Annotated in this window: 15 protein-coding genes and 3 pseudogenes; 13 read left to right on the forward strand and 5 right to left on the reverse strand. The window is 72.2% G+C overall.

All coding sequences use genetic code 11. The annotated features are described in order from the left end of the window. Positions 1 to 58 precede the first annotated feature (58 nt). From ACWDAK_RS13555 to ACWDAK_RS13565, 3 genes and pseudogenes are all read left to right on the forward strand, one after another. Positions 59 to 733: pseudogene (locus tag ACWDAK_RS13555) on the forward strand (glycosyltransferase family 2 protein); the annotation flags it as partial. Next, positions 707 to 1,408, forward strand: a complete 702-nt coding sequence (locus ACWDAK_RS13560; protein ID WP_344637995.1) for a TIGR04282 family arsenosugar biosynthesis glycosyltransferase — start codon at positions 707 to 709, stop codon at positions 1,406 to 1,408. The pseudogene ACWDAK_RS13555 and the gene ACWDAK_RS13560, both read left to right, overlap by 27 nt. Beyond that, a complete protein-coding gene (locus ACWDAK_RS13565) occupies positions 1,405 to 2,154 on the forward strand; it encodes a methyltransferase domain-containing protein (protein ID WP_344637904.1) in 750 nt (249 codons plus the stop codon). The genes ACWDAK_RS13560 and ACWDAK_RS13565 overlap by 4 nt, the downstream gene beginning before the upstream one ends. Positions 2,155 to 2,221: 67 nt before the next feature. Here the strand turns inward: ACWDAK_RS13565 and tnpA are convergent. After that, positions 2,222 to 2,593: pseudogene (tnpA, locus tag ACWDAK_RS13570) on the reverse strand (IS200/IS605 family transposase). 69 nt (positions 2,594 to 2,662) lie between these two features. On the opposite strand from tnpA, the gene ACWDAK_RS13575 reads away from it, so the two are divergent. Further along, entirely contained in the window at positions 2,663 to 3,880 is a 1,218-nt protein-coding gene (locus ACWDAK_RS13575) for an RNA-guided endonuclease InsQ/TnpB family protein (protein ID WP_427393362.1), read from the forward strand. A gap of 15 nt (positions 3,881 to 3,895) precedes the next feature. Here ACWDAK_RS13575 and ACWDAK_RS13580 read toward each other — a convergent pair whose 3' ends face one another. Then, the gene (locus ACWDAK_RS13580; RefSeq protein WP_427393327.1) at positions 3,896 to 4,219 is read right to left on the reverse strand and encodes a hypothetical protein; all 324 of its coding nucleotides are present in this window, start codon (positions 4,217 to 4,219) and stop codon (positions 3,896 to 3,898) included. A 345-nt stretch (positions 4,220 to 4,564) separates the two neighbouring features. Here ACWDAK_RS13580 and ACWDAK_RS13585 point away from each other — a divergent pair, with 345 nt between their 5' ends. The 3 genes from ACWDAK_RS13585 to ACWDAK_RS13595 all read left to right on the forward strand — a co-directional run bounded on the left by ACWDAK_RS13585 (position 4,565) and on the right by ACWDAK_RS13595 (position 8,371). Next, entirely contained in the window at positions 4,565 to 5,200 is a 636-nt protein-coding gene (locus ACWDAK_RS13585) for an acetate uptake transporter (RefSeq protein ID WP_344637902.1), read from the forward strand. A 636-nt stretch (positions 5,201 to 5,836) separates the two neighbouring features. After that, the gene (locus ACWDAK_RS13590) at positions 5,837 to 7,729 is read left to right on the forward strand and encodes an Ig domain-containing protein (protein ID WP_344637901.1); all 1,893 of its coding nucleotides are present in this window, start codon (positions 5,837 to 5,839) and stop codon (positions 7,727 to 7,729) included. A gap of 84 nt (positions 7,730 to 7,813) precedes the next feature. After that, positions 7,814 to 8,371 (forward strand): hypothetical protein, encoded by a 558-nt coding sequence (locus ACWDAK_RS13595; RefSeq protein WP_427393326.1) that lies wholly within the window; start codon positions 7,814 to 7,816, stop codon positions 8,369 to 8,371. Between the two features lie 45 nt (positions 8,372 to 8,416). Here ACWDAK_RS13595 and ACWDAK_RS13600 read toward each other — a convergent pair whose 3' ends face one another. Next, the gene (locus ACWDAK_RS13600) at positions 8,417 to 9,748 is read right to left on the reverse strand and encodes a M1 family metallopeptidase (protein WP_427393325.1); all 1,332 of its coding nucleotides are present in this window, start codon (positions 9,746 to 9,748) and stop codon (positions 8,417 to 8,419) included. Between the two features lie 201 nt (positions 9,749 to 9,949). Between ACWDAK_RS13600 and ACWDAK_RS13605 the strand changes: the two genes are divergently transcribed. From ACWDAK_RS13605 to ACWDAK_RS13625, 5 genes are all read left to right on the forward strand, one after another. Beyond that, on the forward strand, positions 9,950 to 10,837 hold the full coding sequence (locus ACWDAK_RS13605) for an AAA family ATPase (RefSeq protein ID WP_344637898.1): 888 nt from the start codon (positions 9,950 to 9,952) through the stop codon (positions 10,835 to 10,837). Next, positions 10,834 to 12,327 (forward strand): vWA domain-containing protein, encoded by a 1,494-nt coding sequence (locus ACWDAK_RS13610; RefSeq protein WP_427393324.1) that lies wholly within the window; start codon positions 10,834 to 10,836, stop codon positions 12,325 to 12,327. The genes ACWDAK_RS13605 and ACWDAK_RS13610 overlap by 4 nt, the downstream gene beginning before the upstream one ends. Before the next feature lie 103 nt (positions 12,328 to 12,430). Next, positions 12,431 to 13,051, forward strand: a complete 621-nt coding sequence (locus ACWDAK_RS13615) for a DinB family protein (RefSeq protein WP_344637896.1) — start codon at positions 12,431 to 12,433, stop codon at positions 13,049 to 13,051. A gap of 157 nt (positions 13,052 to 13,208) precedes the next feature. Then, positions 13,209 to 14,168, forward strand: coding sequence for a helix-turn-helix domain-containing protein (locus ACWDAK_RS13620; RefSeq protein WP_344637895.1), 960 nt, complete (start codon positions 13,209 to 13,211; stop codon positions 14,166 to 14,168). 229 nt (positions 14,169 to 14,397) lie between these two features. Next, complete coding sequence (locus ACWDAK_RS13625; RefSeq protein ID WP_344637894.1) at positions 14,398 to 14,826, forward strand: spore-associated protein; 429 nt, start codon at positions 14,398 to 14,400, stop codon at positions 14,824 to 14,826. 101 nt (positions 14,827 to 14,927) lie between these two features. Here the strand turns inward: ACWDAK_RS13625 and ACWDAK_RS13630 are convergent, their stop codons facing one another. Together ACWDAK_RS13630 and ACWDAK_RS13635 are read right to left on the reverse strand one after the other, a co-directional pair. Next, a complete protein-coding gene (locus tag ACWDAK_RS13630; RefSeq protein ID WP_427393323.1) occupies positions 14,928 to 15,275 on the reverse strand; it encodes a hypothetical protein in 348 nt (115 codons plus the stop codon). 122 nt (positions 15,276 to 15,397) lie between these two features. Beyond that, positions 15,398 to 16,735: a hypothetical protein gene (locus tag ACWDAK_RS13635; protein ID WP_427393322.1), complete on the reverse strand. Its 1,338-nt coding sequence runs from the start codon at positions 16,733 to 16,735 to the stop codon at positions 15,398 to 15,400. 715 nt (positions 16,736 to 17,450) lie between these two features. Between ACWDAK_RS13635 and ACWDAK_RS13640 the strand changes: the two are divergent. After that, a pseudogene (locus ACWDAK_RS13640) lies at positions 17,451 to 17,947 on the forward strand (hypothetical protein); the annotation flags it as partial.

The raw sequence follows: 17,947 nt of genomic DNA on the forward strand, positions 1-17,947 counted from the left end.
ACTTCCGTAAGGTCGCACAGCCGCTGCCGCCCGGCCCGCGCCGGGTAGCGTCAGCCGGGTGACCACTCCTCCCCCACCGGCCTCCGTCGACGTCGTGCTGCCCTGCCTGGACGAGGCCGCGGCGCTGCCCTGGGTGCTCGACCGGATCCCGTCCGGCTGGCGCGCGATCGTCGTGGACAACGGTTCCACGGACGGTTCCGCCGAGCTGGCCCGTTCGATGGGCGCGACGGTCGTCCACGAGCCGCGCCGGGGCTTCGGCGCGGCCTGCCACGCCGGTCTGCTGGCGGCCGGCGCCGAACTCGTCTGCTTCCTCGACTGCGACGGCTCGCTGGATCCGGCCGAGCTCCCGCGGCTGACCGGGCCGGTGCTGGCCGGTTCGGCGGACCTGGTGCTCGGACGGCGCCGTCCGACCTCCGCCCGGGCCTGGCCGCTGCACGCCCGGCTGGCCAACGCCGAGCTGGCCCGGCGGCTGCGGGCCCGCACCAGGGCCCCGTTGCACGATCTCGGCCCGATGCGCGCGGCCCGGCGCGAACGCCTGCTGGCCCTGGGACTCGGCGACCGGCGCTCCGGCTATCCGCTGGAGATGGTGCTCGCCGCGGCGGCGGCGGGGATGCGCATCGCCGAACGTCCGGTGGAGTACCGCCCGCGCGCGGGCCGCTCCAAGGTGACCGGCACCCTGCGCGGCACCCGTCAGGCGGTCCGGGACATGCGGGCCGTGCTCGCCGCTCCGCCGCCGACCCTGCTGGTGATCGCCAAGGAGCCGCTCCCCGGCCGGGTGAAGACCCGGCTCACCCCGCCGTGCACCCCCGAACAGGCCGCCGCACTGGCCGAGGCCGCGCTCTCGGACACCCTGCGCACGCTGTCGACCGTCCCGGCCGGACGGCGGGTGCTGGTCCTGGACGGCGTCCCGGGCCGCTGGCTGCCGCCCGGCTGGGAGGTGGTCCCGCAGTCGCCGGGCGGCCTGGACGTACGGCTGGCGGCGGCCTTCGCGCACGCCGCACCCGGTGCGCCCGCGCTGCTGGTGGGCATGGACACCCCGCAGCTCACCGCGCGGATGCTCGCCGAACCGCTGTCCGCCGCGCGGCGGAGCGGGGTGGACGCCTGGTACGGCCCCGCGACGGACGGCGGCTTCTGGGCGCTCGGCCTGGCCCGGCCGACGGCTGAGCTGGCCCGCCGGCTGCTGGCGGGGGTGCCGATGTCCTGCGATCGGACCGGCGCGGTCCTGTTGGCCCGGCTGAGCGGTCTGACCGTCCGCCACCTGCCGCCGCTGACCGACGTGGACGGCGTCCGGGACGCCGCCGAGGTCGCCGCGCTCCGGCCGGGCGGGCAGTTCGCCTGCTCCTGGCGGTCGGTCGCGGGCGCGCTGGGCGAGCGCTCGGCGCCGGAGCACGGCGGAGCGGACCGGTGACCGCCACCCGGCCGTGGGTCGACGACCCGTTCGCCGAGGCGATCTCGTCCGGGCGGGGCCCGCTCTGGCTGCGCCGCTCGGACGGCGGGCGGCTGCGGCTGGACGTCGAGCGCTGGTGCGCGCCCGCCGCCGGGGCCGATCACGAACTGCTGCGGCGCTGCGTCCGGCTCGGCACCCCGGTGCTCGATCTGGGCTGCGGCCCCGGTCGCCTGGTCGCGGAGCTGCTGGCACTGGGTGTGCCCGCGATGGGGGTGGACGTGACGCTGACGGCGGTGGCCCGGACCCAGCACCTGGGCGGTCCGGCGCTCTGCCGTTCGCTGTTCGACCGGCTGCCCGCCGAGGGGCGATGGGGCACGGTCCTGCTCGCCGACGGCAACCTCGGGATCGGCGGGGACCCGGACGCGCTGCTCCACCGGGTCTCCCAACTCCTCTCGCCCGACGGCCGGTTGCTGGTTGAGGTGGAGCCGGCGGCGGTGGACGAACGGCTGACCGTACAGGTGCAGGGCCCCGACGGCCGCTGCGGTCCGCCTTTCCGGTGGGCACGGCTCGGTGCCGAGGCGACCGTGCGCCGGGCGGCGCACGCGGGCCTGGTCGAGCGGGAGCGCTGGACCTCGCACGGCCGGTGCTTCCTGGCGCTCGCCCGCGACCACGGCGATCACGCCCACCGTGAACGGTCGTCCGGCAGCGGCGCTACCAGCTCCAATCGCAGTGCACCGGGCTTCAGCCTGGTGGTGAAGCGATTGTGAACCCTGTGGTGACATGTGTACGGGTGTGCACCTTCCCGCACTGTTGACGGTGGCCCGCCGAAGGCGGTCAGGCTGGCGGGTGCTGCTGTTCGATGTGCTGGCGGACTGTCGACAGCGGTGCACCGCCGACCGATCCGGCGAAGTGCGAGCTGGACCACAGGCGCTGTGCCCGCCAATGGTGCTCGATGAGGTCGGGGAACTCCTGTCGCATCCGGCGGGAGCTGACGCCCTTGAGGCTGTTGACCAGCTTCGACCGGGCGACCTCCGGCGGGAAATTCTCCAGTAGGTGGACGTGGTTGTTCTCACCGTTGAACTCGACCAGCGCCACCTCGAAGTCCTGGCGGACGCTTCGCATGATCTCTTCCATGCGCGTCAGGTGCCGGTCGGCGAACACCTTGTGTCAGTACTTCGTCACGAAAACCAAATGCGCGTGCAGCATGAAAGCACAGTGCCGACCAGTACAAACATTCTGTACTCAGCCATGAACCAACATGTACGGTGCGGCATTATGCAGCTCGGGTACAGCTTCCGCCTGTACCCGAACGGGCCTCAGCGTGCTTCGCTGGCAAGGGCGTTCGGGTGCGCCGGCGTCGTGTTCAACGACGCATTGCGCGCCCGTGAGGACGCCCGCATGGCTGGGCTGCCGTTCGTCCCGTCCGGGGCGCTGTCGAAGGCATTTACGGAGGCGAAGAAGGCACCGGAGCGGGCCTGGCTCGGTGAGGTGTCCGCCGTGGTACTGCAACAGTCCCTGCGGGACCTGGACACGGCCTACCGGAACTTCTTCGACGAACTCAAGGGCAAACGCCCGCGCACAGGAGCACCCCGGTTCAAGTCCCGCAAGGATCACCGGCAGGCGATCCGGTTCACCGCGAACGCCCGCTGGTCGATCACCACCGGCGGCGACCTGTCACTGCCGAAGATCGGCGATGCGCGGGTGAAGTGGTCCCGGCAACTGCCGTCGACGCCCTCCACGGTGACCGTGGTCAAGGACGCCGCCGGACGCTTCTTCGCCTCGTTCGTGGTGGAGACCGACCCGGCCGACGACCTGACCCGAATGCCCGAGACGGACGCCGTGGTCGGCATCGACCTCGGGCTGACCCACTTCGCAGTCCTCTCGGACGGTCGAAAGATCGACAGCCCGAGGTTTCTGCGCCGCGCCGAGAAGCGCCTCAAGAAGGCACAGCAAGCCCTGAGCCGCAAGGCCGAGGGAAGCAAGAACCGGGACAGGGCCCGCATCAAGGTCGCCCGCGCTCACGCGCGGGTGGCGGATGCGCGCGGCGAGTTCCACCACCAGCTGTCCACCAGGCTGCTCCGCGAGAACCAAGCGGTCGCCGTGGAAGACCTGGCGGTGAAGGCGCTCGCCCGAACGCGCCTGGCGAAGTCCGTGCACGACGCGGGATGGTCGCGGTTCGTGGCCATGCTGGAGTACAAGGCATCCCGGTACGGGCGCGCCTTCCACCGGATCGGCCGCTTCGAGCCCACCTCACAGGTCTGCTCGACCTGCGGTGTCCAGAACGGTCCCAAGCCGCTCAACGTCCGGAAGTGGACGTGCGGGGCCGTCCTGGACCGGGACGTCAACGCGGCGGTCAACGTCGCCAAAGCCGCCGGACTGGCGGTGACAGCCTGTGGAGCGCAGGTAAGACCGGTGCTCGTACCGGCACAGCGCGAAGAAGCAGGAACCCACCGAGACGGTCAGACGACCGTGGTAGGGATCCCCGTCCATTAGGGCGGGGAACGGAAGTCAACTCCTGGTCTGGTACGTGACGCCGCGCGCCTTCACGGAGTAGGGGCACTCCGCCTTGTTGTACTCCCACCGCCAGCCGCTGGTGGACGAACTGCCGTCCGCACAGTGCACGGTGGCCCTGACGTAGACGCCCATCCCCTGGCACTTCGCGTGGCCGCGACCGGCTCCGCCGGGACCGGCGCTGTCAAGCCAGGTGATACAGCCCGCGAGCCGGGTGTCCGTCGATCCGGCGACGGGCGCGGCGGCGGCGGACAGGGCCGGGACAACAGCGAGCGCCAGGGCCGCGGTTGCCGTCCCCAGAACCTTGTTCAGGCCGAGCATGGCATGTTCCCCTTCCGACGGAACGGGCCGTCGCCGCAGGGCGACGCCGACACGTCTTGTCCTGTCCCCGCCCATGCTGGCCTTCTCTGTTCGGCGCGGCTCTCCGTTCCCGGCGGAATGGCGGATTCTCCCCGGCCCTGCGGCCGGAACGAGCGTCCGTGGCCGCCTTGCCGATCCTTTTGCCCGATCTACCCTGAAAGATGGTGGTCAGGTCGGCGTCCACCACCTCCGATGGACACCGCAGCCGGGCCTCCGGGCAACCCTCGGCGCCGCATCCGTCCCAGTCCGCTCCGGCCCGACGGCCCGACCGGGCGGCGGACGCCCGCGCCGCGGAAAGGAGTCATCGTGGCAGACGCCGACCGATCGGGTTCGCAGCCCGCCGCCGCGCCGGTCGCCGCACCCGCCCCGACTGCCCCCGCCACGGCGGATCCGGGCGCGCTGGGCCTGGCGGCCCTGGCCATGACCACCTTCGTGCTCAGCTGGTTCAACGCCGGACTGATCAACGGGGCGGTCGGCTACGTGGTGCTGCCGCTGGCCTTCTTCTACGGCGGCATCGTGCAGGTGCTCGCCGGGATGTGGGAGTTCCGCCGGGGCAACACCTTCGCCGCCACCGCGTTCGCCTCCCTCGGGGCCTTCTGGCTCGCGTACTGGGGGTACGTCGGCGGAGTGGTGCCGCACCTGATGCAGGAGCCGCAGCTGTACCAGGCGACCGGCCTGTTCCTGCTGGCATGGACCATCTTCACCGTCTACATGACGATGGCCGCACTGCGCACCAACGGCGCCGTGCTCGGCGTCTTCGCCACCCTGAGCCTCACCTTCCTGTTCCTCACCATCGGCGCGTTCGCGCAGTCGACCGACTGGATCAGGATCGGCGGATGGGTCGGCCTGATCACCGCGCTGGTCGCCTGGTACGCCTCCTTCGCCACGGTGGCCAACAGCACCTGGAAGCGGACGGTGCTGCCGGTGTGGCCGCTGAGTTGAGCCGCCGCAGCGGCTCACGATGAGTCAAGAGATACCCGGAAGCACAGCTTTCGACCCCATCCGATCCCGCCGCGGTGGCTCTGGCCACCGCGGCGGTCGCGTGCACCCTGCGCCTCGCACCACCTCGCCCGCCCTTGCGGCCGGGCGGGCCCTCGCGGTGCCGAGGGCGAGCCGCAGCCCTCTGACGTCCATGAATGCATCGCACACGATCCCGAACACCTAACCTCCCGATCGATCGGTCGGGAGGTAAAAAGCGCGTCAGCTCCACGCCGACTCCGTTGACCCGCCTTCCCCGGCAGTGCTTTGCTTCACGACAGCGAGGCGCACAACCTGTCAGATCGTCAGACACCGTGCGATCCACCACGGTTGGTTCCACCGCCCCACCGCCGGAACAGGACGAGAGCCCCAAGCGGACCGCTACGCCGTGTCCCGAGTTCCTCGGCTGCCAGGATCCTCCGCTGCGCAGACACCGCGTGACCTTTCGCTCTCCCGCCCTGCCGTGCGACACCTCCGGCGTCCGGCCCGGTCACCGGGCTACCGTCCGACCAGTGCGCCCCGCCACCTGTCCCACGCAGCCCCGACCGCCCGCCGCCGACCGGCGCCCGGGCGACCTGCAGGAGAGAGGATCCCCCGCACATGGGCAACCCCCACAGCCGCGGCGCGGCCAGAGCCGCCCTGACCGGCCTCGCCGCACTGTCCCTCGTCACCGGCGCCCTGATCGCCGCCACCGCACCCCAGGCGGCGGCCGCGCCGGACGCGCAGCAGAACCGGACCCGATCCGTCGCCAACCCGTACAGCCCCGCGTACGGGCACGACTACCGGCACGGTGTGGTGCCGACCATCCAGCAGAACGCCAAGATGAAGGCCTGGGCCGCTGCCCAGCCGTCACCGCACGTCGCGACCGGCCCGGAGACGCTGTCGTACGGCGGCGGCACCAACGGCGTCGGCGTCCTGGACGGCCACGCCAAGGTCTACCTGGTCTTCTACGGCACCCAGTGGGGTACGCAGAGCACCAACGGCAACGGCGACCTGACCTTCTCCGGTGACGCGCAGGGCGGCGCACCGGTCGCCCAGGAGATGTTCAAGGACATCGGCACCGGCAACGAGCTGTGGTCGGCCGACCTGACGCAGTGGTGTGACGGCCCCAACGTCTCGGCGGGCGCGACCAGTTGCCCCTCGAACGCCAGCTTCGTCCCCTACCAGAGCGGCGGCGTGCTGGCCGGCGTCTGGTACGACAACTCCGGCTCCTCGCCGAGCGCGGCCAGCGGCAACCAGCTGGGCCAGGAGGCCGTCAAGGCAGCCGGCCACTTCGGCAACACCACGGCGGCGGCCAACCGGGACGCCTACTACGTGATCCTCTCGCCGCACGGCACCAACCCGGACAACTACCAGAACCAGTACTGTGCCTGGCACGACTACACCGGTGACAGCTCGCTCACCGGCGGCGCGGTCAGCTCGCCCTACGGCGATCTGGCGTTCTCCAACCAGCCCTACAACATGGACTCCGGCGCGGGCTGCGGTGTCGGCTTCGTCAACTCGCCCGGCGCCCTGGACGGCTGGACGATGACCCTCGGCCACGAGTGGCACGAGACGATGTCCGACCAGTTCCCGGCGGGCGGCTGGACCAACCAGCAGGCCGGCAGCTCCTACAACGGCCAGGAGAACTCGGACGAGTGCGCCTGGCTCAGCCCCGGCACGGCGGGCGGCGCGGCCATGGTGACCATGGGCACCGGCACCTTCGCCGAGCAGGCCAGCTGGTCCAACGACACCAACTCCTGCGCCATCTCGCACCCGATCGTGGGCGGCGGCACCGGCCAGAACACCGTCACGGTGACCAACCCGGGCAGCCAGAGCGGCACCGTCGGCACCGCGGTCAGCCTGCAGATCAGCGCTACCGACTCGGCCTCCGGCCAGACGCTGACCTACTCTGCCACCGGCCTGCCGGCCGGCCTGTCGATCAGCTCCTCGGGACTGATCTCCGGCACCCCGACCACCGCAGGCACCTCCTCGGTGACGGTCACCGCCAAGGACGGCACCGGCGCCTCCGGTAGCGCGACCTTCTCCTGGTCCGTCTCCGGCTCCGGCGGCGGTGGCGGCACCATCACCAACGGCGGGTTCGAGACCGGCAGCCTGAGCGGCTGGAGCGCGAGCGGCGTCACCAGTGCCTCCGCCTCCGCCGCGCACAGCGGCGGCTACGGCGCGATGCTCGGCTCGGCCAACCCGACCACCACCTCCTCGATCGCCCAGACCTTCACCGCGCCGGCCGGCAGCAGCAAGGTCTCCTTCTGGTACGACGTCACCTGCGACGACACGGTGACCTACGACTGGGCGACAGCGACCCTCAAGGACAACACCACCGGGACCAGCAAGACCGTCCTGGCCAAGACCTGCACCCTGGGCTCGGGCTGGAAGCAGGCCACCGGCTCCCTCACCGCGGGCCACAGCTACACCCTCACCCTCACCAACAAGGACGACAACTACCCGGGCGACGCGACCTACACCTACTACGACGACGTGACCGTCTCCTGACGTAACGTCACTCCCACTGCGGGGGCGGGCCGGAACCGGCTCGCCCCCGCGGCCGTCCAAGGGGAGACCACGACAGGAGGGACCGTGAATCCTCGAACGGTTCACCGGCGTACCGCGCACATCCTCGGCGCACTGCTCAGCACCGCCCTGGCCGTCGGCGGCTGCTCGACGACCGGCGGCCGCCCGGCCTCCGCCGGGCCGTCATCGCCATCGTCGCCGTCCGCCCCGGGCCCGGCGTCAGCTACACCATCCGACCCGGCGTCCGCCCCGGCATCCACGACGGCTTCCCCGACGGCCTCCGCTCCGGGTACGGCCCCGCCCGGGTCGGTCCTCCTCGACGAGCACGCCGCGGGCAGCACGGTCCGGGTGGGCACCGGCACGGCCGTGCTGGTCCGGCTGCACAGCACCTACTGGTCGATCCCGGCCAGTTCCGACTCCCAGGTGCTCGCGGCCGTCTCCGGCGGGAGCACACCCACGGGGGCCTGCGAGCCCGGCGGCGGCTGCGGCGTGGCCGCGGCCGACTTCGTCGCCCGGCGGCCGGGCAGTGCGAAGGTCACCGCCGGGCGGCGCAGCTGCGGCGAGGCGATGCGCTGCCCACCGGGGCAGGGCAGCTACACCGTCACCGTCGAGGTCACCGGTTGACGGCGGAACACCCGGCCTGAACTCCTCACCGGCGGCCCGGGCCCGTCAGTCACCACCCGGCAGGGGCGGGAGTGCCGGTTCGGTCAGCCAGGCCGTGAAGAAGTCGTCCAGTGGGCGGCCGGCCCAGCGGGTGGCGGCGGCGGTGAAGTCGGCGGTGGTGACGGTCGAGTGGCGGTGGGTGTCGGTCCAGTCGCGCAGCAGCCGGAAGAAGGTGTCGTCGCCCAGGACGCGGCGCAGGGCGTGGACGGTGAGGCCACCACGCTGGTAGACGCGGTCGTCGAACATCAGCCGGCGGCCCGGGTCGGCGAGGACCAGATCCTGTGGCAGGGACGAGAGTTGGCGGTGTGCGGCCTCGGCGAGGGTGTGGGCGGCGGGGCCGCCGGAGCGCTCCGACCAGAGCCACTCGGCGTACTTGGCGAAGCCCTCGTTCAGCCAGATGTGCTGCCAGTCGGCGACGGTGACGCTGTTGCCGAACCACTGGTGGGCCAGCTCGTGGGCGACCAGCCGTTCCCAGCCGCGCGCGCCGTCCAGGTGGTTGACCCCGAAGGTGGCGAGCCCCTGGGCCTCGACGGGCACGTCCAGCTCCTCATCGACCACCACCACCGTGTACTCGCCGAACGGGTAGGGGCCGAACAGCTCCTGGAACAACCGCATCATCTCGGGCTGCCGCCCGAAGTCGCTCTCGAAGCGCGCTGCCAGGCGGGCCGGGACGTACCCGAGCTGCGGCACGGCGGCGGGGCTCTCGTCCAGCCGCACCGCCCGGTACGAGCCGATCGACAGCCCGACCAGATAGCTGGGCGTCGGGGCCGGCTGCTCGTAGACCCAGGTGGTGGTGGACGCGTGCGCGGCGCGCGCCAGCAGGCGCCCGCCGAGTACCACCGTGTACCCGGACGGCACGGTCAGCGAGATCAGGTACGCGGCCTTGTCCGAGGGCCGGTCGTTGCACGGGAACCAGGACGGCGCACCGACCGGCTGAGCGGCCACCAGGGCGCCGTCCTCGGTCTCCTCCCAGCCGATCCCGCCCCACGGGCTGCGGACCGGCTGGGGCTTGCCGGACCACCGCACCTCGACGGTGAACTCGGCGCCCGGCGCCGGGGGCACGGCCGGACGTATCCGCAGTCTGCCCCCGCGATGGGTGTGCTGCGCCGCCCGTCCGTCCACCCGGACCCGCCCGACCCTCAGACCGGCCAGGTCCAGCACGAACTCCCCCAGCCGGTCCGGTCCCGGGGCGGCGACGGCTTCGATCCGGGCGCTGCCGACGAGCCGGTTGCCCTCCGGCCGGTAGTCGAGCTTCAGCTCGTACCGCCGGACGCGGTAGCGCGGGTCGCCGCTGTCGGGGAAGTAGCCGCTGGTGGCTCGCGCCTGCTGGGAGTTCACCGGTTCGTCCGCTCTCTGCGAGGGCCCGCCGTGGTGCCGTGGCACCCACCCTACCGCCGGGCTCACCCCGCGCAGGTCACCCGTCGTCCCCGGATGCGGTCCGCCCACTGCCCCTCCCCGAGCGGTCCCGCGACTCGAACCAGCCAAGTGACCGACCAGTAAGGTACTCGGTACGACGCTGGGCGAAGGGGAGTTGGCGAAATGAGCGACGACGGCGCGCAGCCGACCGGAACCGGGTTCTTCACCTCGGTTGACGATGTGTCCGCGAAGCTGGCCGAGGCGGGTTATCTGGCCTCGCCGGCGGTCGCCACCACGGTCTTCCTGGCCGACCGGCTCGGCAAACCGCTGCTGGTGGAGGGCCCGGCCGGGGTCGGCAAGACCGAACTGGCGAAGGCGGTCGCCCGGGTCGGCGGCGCGAGACTGGTCCGGCTGCAGTGCTACGAGGGCATCGACGAGTCCCGCGCGCTGTACGAGTGGAACCACGCCAAGCAACTGCTGCGGATCACCGCCGGGCGGGACGAGACCTGGGAGGCGGCCCGCACCGACATCTTCGGCGAGGAGTTCCTGCTCACCCGGCCGCTGCTCACCGCGATCCGCGGCAGCGAGCCGACCGTGCTGCTGATCGACGAGACCGACAAGGCCGATGTCGAGGTCGAGGGCCTGCTGCTGGAGGTGCTGAGCGACTTCCAGGTCACCGTGCCCGAACTGGGCACGATCACCGCCACCCGCCGCCCGTTCGTGCTGCTCACCTCGAACGCGACCCGCGAGCTCTCCGAAGCGCTGCGCCGCCGCTGCCTGTTCCTGCATCTCGATTTCCCCGACGCCCGGTTGGAACAGCGGATCGTCCGGCTGAAGGTGCCCGGCCTGGACGAGGTGCTCGCCGAATCGCTGGTCAAGGTGGTCGGCGCGCTGCGGGCGATGGAACTGCGCAAGTCGCCGTCGGTGGCGGAGACCATCGACTGGGCCCGGACCCTGCTCGCACTCGGCGCCGACACCCTGGACGAGACGGTGGTCCGCGACAGCCTCGGTGTGATCCTCAAGCACCAGGACGACGTGCTGAAGGCCTCCCGTCAGCTGACGTTGACATGAGCGAGACCAAAGTGAGCGAGGCCGACCAGGGCGCGGCCGACGCCGCCGAGCCGGTGAACGCCCTGCCCGAGCGGCTGACCGGGTTCGTCCAGGCACTGCGCGGCCACGGCCTGCGGATCGGCCCCGGCGAGAGTGTGGACGCCGCCTCCGTGCTCGCCGTGCTCGGCCTCACCGACCGCGCGTACATCCGCGAAGGGCTCGCCGCCGCACTGCTGCGCACCGACGGCCAACGCGCCGTGTTCGACGCCACCTTCGACCTCTACTTCCCGCTCGGCGTCGGCACCCCGGAGGCCGCCCGCCGGAGCGCGGACCCCGGACCGGCCGGGCCCGCCACCGCCGAGCCCGTCAACCCCGTCAGCCCGGTCAGTCCCGTCAACCCCGCCGACCGGGCCGTCCTGGACGACCTGAGGGAGCGGCTGGCCGAGGCACTGGCCGCCGACGACCGCGCGGCCCTCACCCGGCTTGCGGGCGAGGCGGTGAACACCCTCGGCAGGTACGGCTCCGGCCCCACCGCCCAGGGCTGGTCCGCGTACCAGACCCTCAGCCGGTTGCAGCCGGAGACCCTGCTGGCCCGGGTGCTCGCCGCCCTCCGTGCCGGACAGCCGCCCGGGTTCACCGACCGGCTGGACGCGGACGGGATCCGCCGCCGGATCCAGGGCTTCCGCGGTCTGGTGGGCACCGAGGCCCGGCGGCGCGTCGCCGAACTGCGCGGCACCGACCAGGTCGCCCGGCGCGCCGTGGCACCCAGCACCGACCAGGTCGACTTCCTGTTCGCGGGCCGCGACCAACTGGCCGAACTGCGCCGCACGGTACAGCCGCTGGCCCGCAAGCTCGCCACCCGGCTGGCCGCCCGCCGCCGCAAGGCGAGCGGCGGCCGGATCGACCTGCGCCGCACCCTTCGGCGCTCGCTCTCCACCGGCGGCGTACCGCTGCGTCCGGCCTACCGCCGGCGTCGCCCCGGCCGGCCCGAGATCGTGCTGCTGTGCGACGTGTCCGGCTCGGTGGCGGGCTTCGCGGACTTCACCATGCTGCTGGTGCAGGCGATGCGCGACCAGTTCAGCAAGGTCCGCGTCTTCGCCTTCGTCAACCGCACCGACGAGGTGACCCGGCTGGTCTCCGCGGGCTCCGCCGACCCGGCCGCGCTCAGCCGGCGCATCCTCACCGAGGCCAAGGTGGTCGGCTTCCACGGCAACAGCGACTACGGCGCCGCACTGGGCGAGTTCGCCGACCACTATCCGGACGCGCTCGGTCCGCGCACCTGCGTCCTCGTCCTCGGCGACGCCCGCAACAACGGCCGCGATCCCAACCTGCCCGCCCTGAAGCGGATTTCGGAACGCGCCCGCCGGGTCTACTGGCTCAACCCCGAGCAGACCGAGCTCTGGGCCACTGGCGACTCCGCCGCTCACGCGTACGCCGGACTCGTCGAGATGCACTCCTGCCGCAACGCCCGCCGCCTGGGCGAACTCATCGCCCGGCTGCTGCCGGTCTGAGTAACGCGGGAATCCGAGTGCGGTCGCCGGCCGGCTGTGGCAGGGTCGGTCCGGCGAGGGCAAGCCGCCTTCCCCGCCGGCCGGCTGAGCACAGGAGGGTTAGTTGACCACGCCACCTCGACTGGTCCCACTGCTGGAGCAGTTCGACTTCGCCCGCAAGCGCCTCACCGACCGGATGGCGGGCCCGGTCTCGGACAGTGGCAACGGCGTGGACGTCGACGTCGCACCCATGACCGACGAGGAGTACCGCTGGGAGCCGGCACCAGGCTGCTGGTCGATCCGCCGGCGTGTGGACGGGCCCGGGCCGAGCGCGGCCTTCCTGGTCGGTGCGGGCGGCTGGGGACGCGACTCGGCAGACAGCCCGCACCCCTCGCCGCCGCCGTTCACCACCATCGCGTGGCGCCTGAGCCACCTCAGCGAGATGCTCGCCCTCCGCGCCGACCACACCGACGGCAGCCACCGACTGACCCGGGAGGACCACCCGGTCGCCGCGGACGCCGCCGGGGCGATCAGGGTCTTCGACTCCGCTGCCACGGCCTGGCGAGCGGTGCTGCTCGGTGCCGACGACGCCGCGCTCGACACGGTCGGATTCAGCCGGTACCCGTACGGCAGCGACCCGGAGGACCTCTTCATCGAGACGGTCTGGTGGGTCAACCAGGAACTGCTGCACCACGGAGCCGAGATCGCCCTGATCCGCGACCTCTACCGCGCACGGCAGCACTGACCCATCCCGTCACGGCCGGATCACGACTCGGCTGCTCTCACTCCGAAGAAGGCTCAACTTGCCCTTCACGCAATGGGATTGACACCCATCTCGTTGACGCCTTCCGACGCACTGGGCCATCGTGCCCACATCAGGACGGCGAGTGGAGGACGAGCCCATGGCAATGGACCACCAGCGATTACCACTGTCCACCGGCAGCGAGTGCACGATGGTGTACGGCCGTCCCGGTCCCGCGCTGCGGGACTGGGTCCTCGGCTACCGCGGCTACCGGATGAGACTGCCGCAGCCGCGACGACGCATCGAAGTACCCACCGACGTCATCACGTTGGCGCTCGGTTTCGAGGGTGTGATCTCCCTGGTCGACGCGGTGGAGCCGGGCCCCGTCGCACGGTTCACCTCCGTGGTGAGCGGTCTGCGGCGTACCGCGACGATCGCGGCGCACGACGGCCGGCTGCGGGGAGTCACGGTCTCGCTCACCCCGCAGGGCGCGTACCGGATGTTCGGTCCCGTGGCGGCCGAGCTCGGCAACCGGTGGACCGACGTCTCCGAGGTCATCGGCCGCGGTGCGACCGAACTGGTCGATCGCCTGGCCGGGGCAGCGGGCTGGCCGGCGCGGTTCGGCATCCTCGACGCCTTCTTCACCGCCGGGCTGGCCGAGGGAACGGAGTGGGATCCGGCGGTCGCCCGCGCCTGGAACGCGCTTCGGGCCTCCGGCGGGCAGACGACGGTGGAGCAGCTGACCGATCTCACCGGCTGGAGCCGCCGCCGGCTGGAACTGCGCTTCCGCTCGCAGATCGGGGTGCCGCCGAAGCAGGTGGCCCAGATCACCCGGCTGCAGCGCACACTCGAGGCGTTCGAGGCCCCGGGCCGGCCGTGCGGCGCACTGATCGCCGAGCGGTGCGGGTTCTACGACCAGGCCCACCTCGACCGCACCTTCAAGGGGATGGTCGGCTGCTCACCCCGGGAGTTCTTCGGCTGGCGCGATCTCGGCGCCGGGCTCCCCGAGCCGACCGACCGACTCCGCGGCCGGGTGACCAGCGCCGCGCTGCTCCCGGCAGCGGACGGCCCCGCCGGACCGGCCTACTTTGACCGGCCGGTCCTGACCGGCCGGTTCTGACCGGGCAGCGGCACGCTTTCGCTTTCGTACAAGACAGGCCGGCCCGTCCCACGGCAGGCTCTGCAAGGACGGCCGCACCGGGAGACCCGGCCCGGCCGCACTGGGGGGAGTCTCGCACCCGAGGTCCGGCAGGACCCGGTCCGGACAGGCCGGTCCCGTCCCGCGAACCGCCCGGAGCACAGTGCACGGAGAGCGTTGCAGACAGCAGGATCGACACCAAGGAGCCGGAATGTCCTTCCGAACGTCAGTCCGTCTGGCGGCCCTCACCACGGTCGTCGGCGCGGGCCTGCTGGCGGTCCCCGCGACCGCCGACGCCGCCATCGCCCACTACACCCCGCAGTCCGTCTGCGGTTCCAGCTACGGCACTCGCGCTTCCTTCAACCTGCCGGGCGGCACCTCGACGGTCTACCTGACCTACAGCGGCTCGACCGGCAAGAACTGTGTGGTCACCATCAAGAACAGCCGGGTCGGCACCCCGACCCTCACCGGCGCCTACATCACCTACGGCGACGGCAGCGGACGGCAGCAGGACGCCGGCAACTACAGCTCCTACGCCGGGCCGGTCTACCTGTACGCCCCCGGACAGTGCATCTACTTCGGCGGCGAGGACTACAACTCCGGTGGCTGGTGGGGCGAGGGCCCGGGCTGGTGCGGCTGACGGACCAGCCGCACCAGGACGCACCGTGACTGAGGACCGTCCGTGATCCCCCGGCCTCGGCCTTCCTCCGAGGGCCGAGGCCGGCCGGCTCCGGGCGGGCCTCAGGAGAAGACCACCGAACGGAACTTCAGGCGCTCGGAGGCGTGGCCGGTGAACGGTCGAAGGCTGAAGCGGTCGCCTCCGCAGTCGGCGTCCTTGAAGACCGTGGCGGTCGAGGCCGTGCGGTTGCGCGGGGTGTCGGCGGGCTCGGAGTCGTTCGGATCCGCCACCTCGGGCAGGTTGACGCACACTCGGCTCGGCGGGTCGATCAGCCGGCCGATCTGCGGGGAGCCGTCCAGGCCGATGAACCGGTAGGTGAACTCGCCCTGAGCCGCGCCGGCCGAGGCGGGCACGGTCAGCACGAGCAGGAGAGCGGCGGTGGCGGCCGTCGCGGCGTTGCGGAGACGCATGATCAGGTGTTCCTTCTCGATGGCAGGGTTTGCCAGGTCGGACAGGCACCACGGTAGGAGGCCCCGCATCCGCCGAAACGATTCCTCGCGTCACCTTCGCACTGCACCGAGTTGACGAGACGTCAACTTTTCTTGATCCGGGCACGTCGCACGATCGCGCCGAGTACCACCACGGCCAACGCGGCGCCGTACGCGGGCTGCTGGGCGCCGCCCTGGAGGAGATAGAGCGCCTGCCCGGCTGCGGGGACGGCCAGCCACTCCCAGCGCCCGTCGAGCGCCACCAGCGCGACGACCAGCAGGCCGTACCAGGGGTACGCGGGCGCGACCAGCAGCAGCGCGGTACCGGTGACCAGCAGCGCACCGCTCCACGGACGCGCCGGGTCGCCTCGCCGCAGGACGTACAGCACGACCACCGCCAGCACCAGAGCGGCCGCGTACGGCGCCCAGTCCGCCGGGAGCAGCAGCCGCAGCAGGCCGAACCGCCCGATGCCGCCGTCGTCCTGGTACCCCTCCTCGCGCAGATAGCCGGGCAGGTAGCCGATCACCCCGGTGCCCGAGGCCATCACGTACGGCAGGTAGGCGAGCGCGAACGCGGCCAGCGCGGCGCCGGGCAGCACCAGATCACCGAGGCCCGGACGGCGGGCGAGCACGCCCGACATCGCGCCGGGCAGCGCGAGTCCGGGGAGCAGCTTGGTGGCGACGGCCGCGCCGAGCGCGGCCCCGGCGGCGACGACGCGCCGCCTGACCGCCAGCGCGAGGGCGATGACCAGCAGCAACGCACCCAGGGTGTCCACATGGGCGTCGTTGACGGACCAGATCGCGATGCCGGGGAACCATCCCCAGAGCGCCGCGCGCCAGTCCCGGCGGCGGACCAGCAGCACCCCGGTGGTGGCGACCGCGAGCAACGCGCCGCCGACCTGGACGGTCCGCACGGTCCCGCCGGCCGCGTGCAGACCGAGGAACCAGAACTCGGCGACGGGCGGGTAAATGGTGTGCACGCCGGGCCGGTTGATGTGGGTGCAGACACCCGAGGCGGTACGGTGCTCGTTCCATGCCCGGCAGGGGTCCGGCGGGAACAGCGCTGGGTCCCGGAGCCGGGCGAGCGCGGAGTCGTCGGGCGTGTACCGGTACGGCGAGACACCGGCGGCCTGGACCCGGCCGTCCCAGACGTAGCGGTACACGTCGTCGCTGGTGCGCGGCGGTGCCGCCAGGCCGGTGGCGGCGACGGCCACGCTGCCCGCCAGGACCAGTCCGGCGACCCGCGGCGCGGGCACTCGGCGCAGCAGGGCCACGGCGGTCGCGAACAGGACGAGGTCGGCGAGGTACCAACCGTGCAGCGGACGGGAGTTACCGAGCGTCCCGCCCCGGGTGACGGTCAGCGCGAGGGCGGCGACCAGCGCGACCAGGGCGCAGACGGCGAGCACGGTGGCGGAGCGGGCGGGCGGGCGGGTGGCTGGCACGGGTTCACCCTGCCACCGGGGCCCGCCGCTCCGGCGCAATGGCGGGCCTCCGTTCGACTTCCGTAAGCACGCCGAACCCCGACTTCGCGGCCCGCAGGCGCTCATGGAGGGCCCCGCCAGTAGGGGCTTGAGCATCATGCTGGCAGGGCCCGGGCCGCGCCAGTATCCGCGACGATTGGAGCAGACCAGGATGCGGGCCTGTTGCGCCGTTACCTGGACCAGGCCCTACTTCTTCCACGTCCCGTGGACGAGAGCGACGACCGGCAATGCCAGCGGAAGGCCATGGGGACACTCTGTACCTCGACGGCGTGCTCGGCACCAGCCGTGCACAGCCGTTGCTCGCGCCGGGCGGCTTGTGGGAGCAGTGGTCTGGTGAGGAGGGCACGAACTCCTTGGAAGCGGTGCGGGAGGAACGTTGCACAATTGGTGGCCTTCGCGGCTGGCAAGGATCCTCTGGTCGGAGTGCGGGCGCGATGGATCCTCCGGCCGGGCTAACACTCACGATCCGGCTTCCCCCGCGCGGGGGAAGCCGGATGATCCGTGGGATGGATGTGACCAGCGCGGGTGACGCGGAATCTTGGAGCGTCGGCAATCCGGATATACGGGGGTCACGGTGGTTGTTCCTGCGAACTCGGAAGTAGGTGGCGTTCCTAAGCCGCCGACCGCAAGCCCGGGGCGGATGTTGTGGTGGCGGCGGTGGCCCGTGTGGACGCCCGTGGTCGCCGCAGTGTGGGGCGTGTTGTACGCCGCTGTCGAGGTCACCTGGGCGGTGACGGGCACCACCGTGCAATGGAAGGAGCACTCCGCGTACGCGCCGGGGGTCCAGCTCTTCCTGGCGGCCCTCGCGCTCCTGGCCGGCGGCGCCTGCCTGGCCAGCACCCGAACTCTCGCCAAGCTCGGCCGGGTTGCGGTGGTGACGGCACTGATCGTGGCGCTCCCGGTGTTCGTCGTGGGAATGACCGGGCTGCCGATCTATTTCGTGGCAATCGCGACGCTCTCGGGGATCGAGAGCGCCACCGGGCTGGCCCAGGTGCTACTGAACACGGCCGGTGCCGCCCTCCTGCTCATCGTCGGTTTGTCGTACCGCCGACGGCTGCGCGGCGACTGCCCGCGATGCGGGCGGCCGCACGCCGGCGCAGCCGACGGCCCGCTTGCCCACCCAGCCGCCTCCCGAGCCCCGAGGCGGACCCGCGTCGCGGTGTACCTGCTCAT

The sequence above is a fragment of the Kitasatospora sp. NPDC001175 genome (assembly GCF_053598215.1).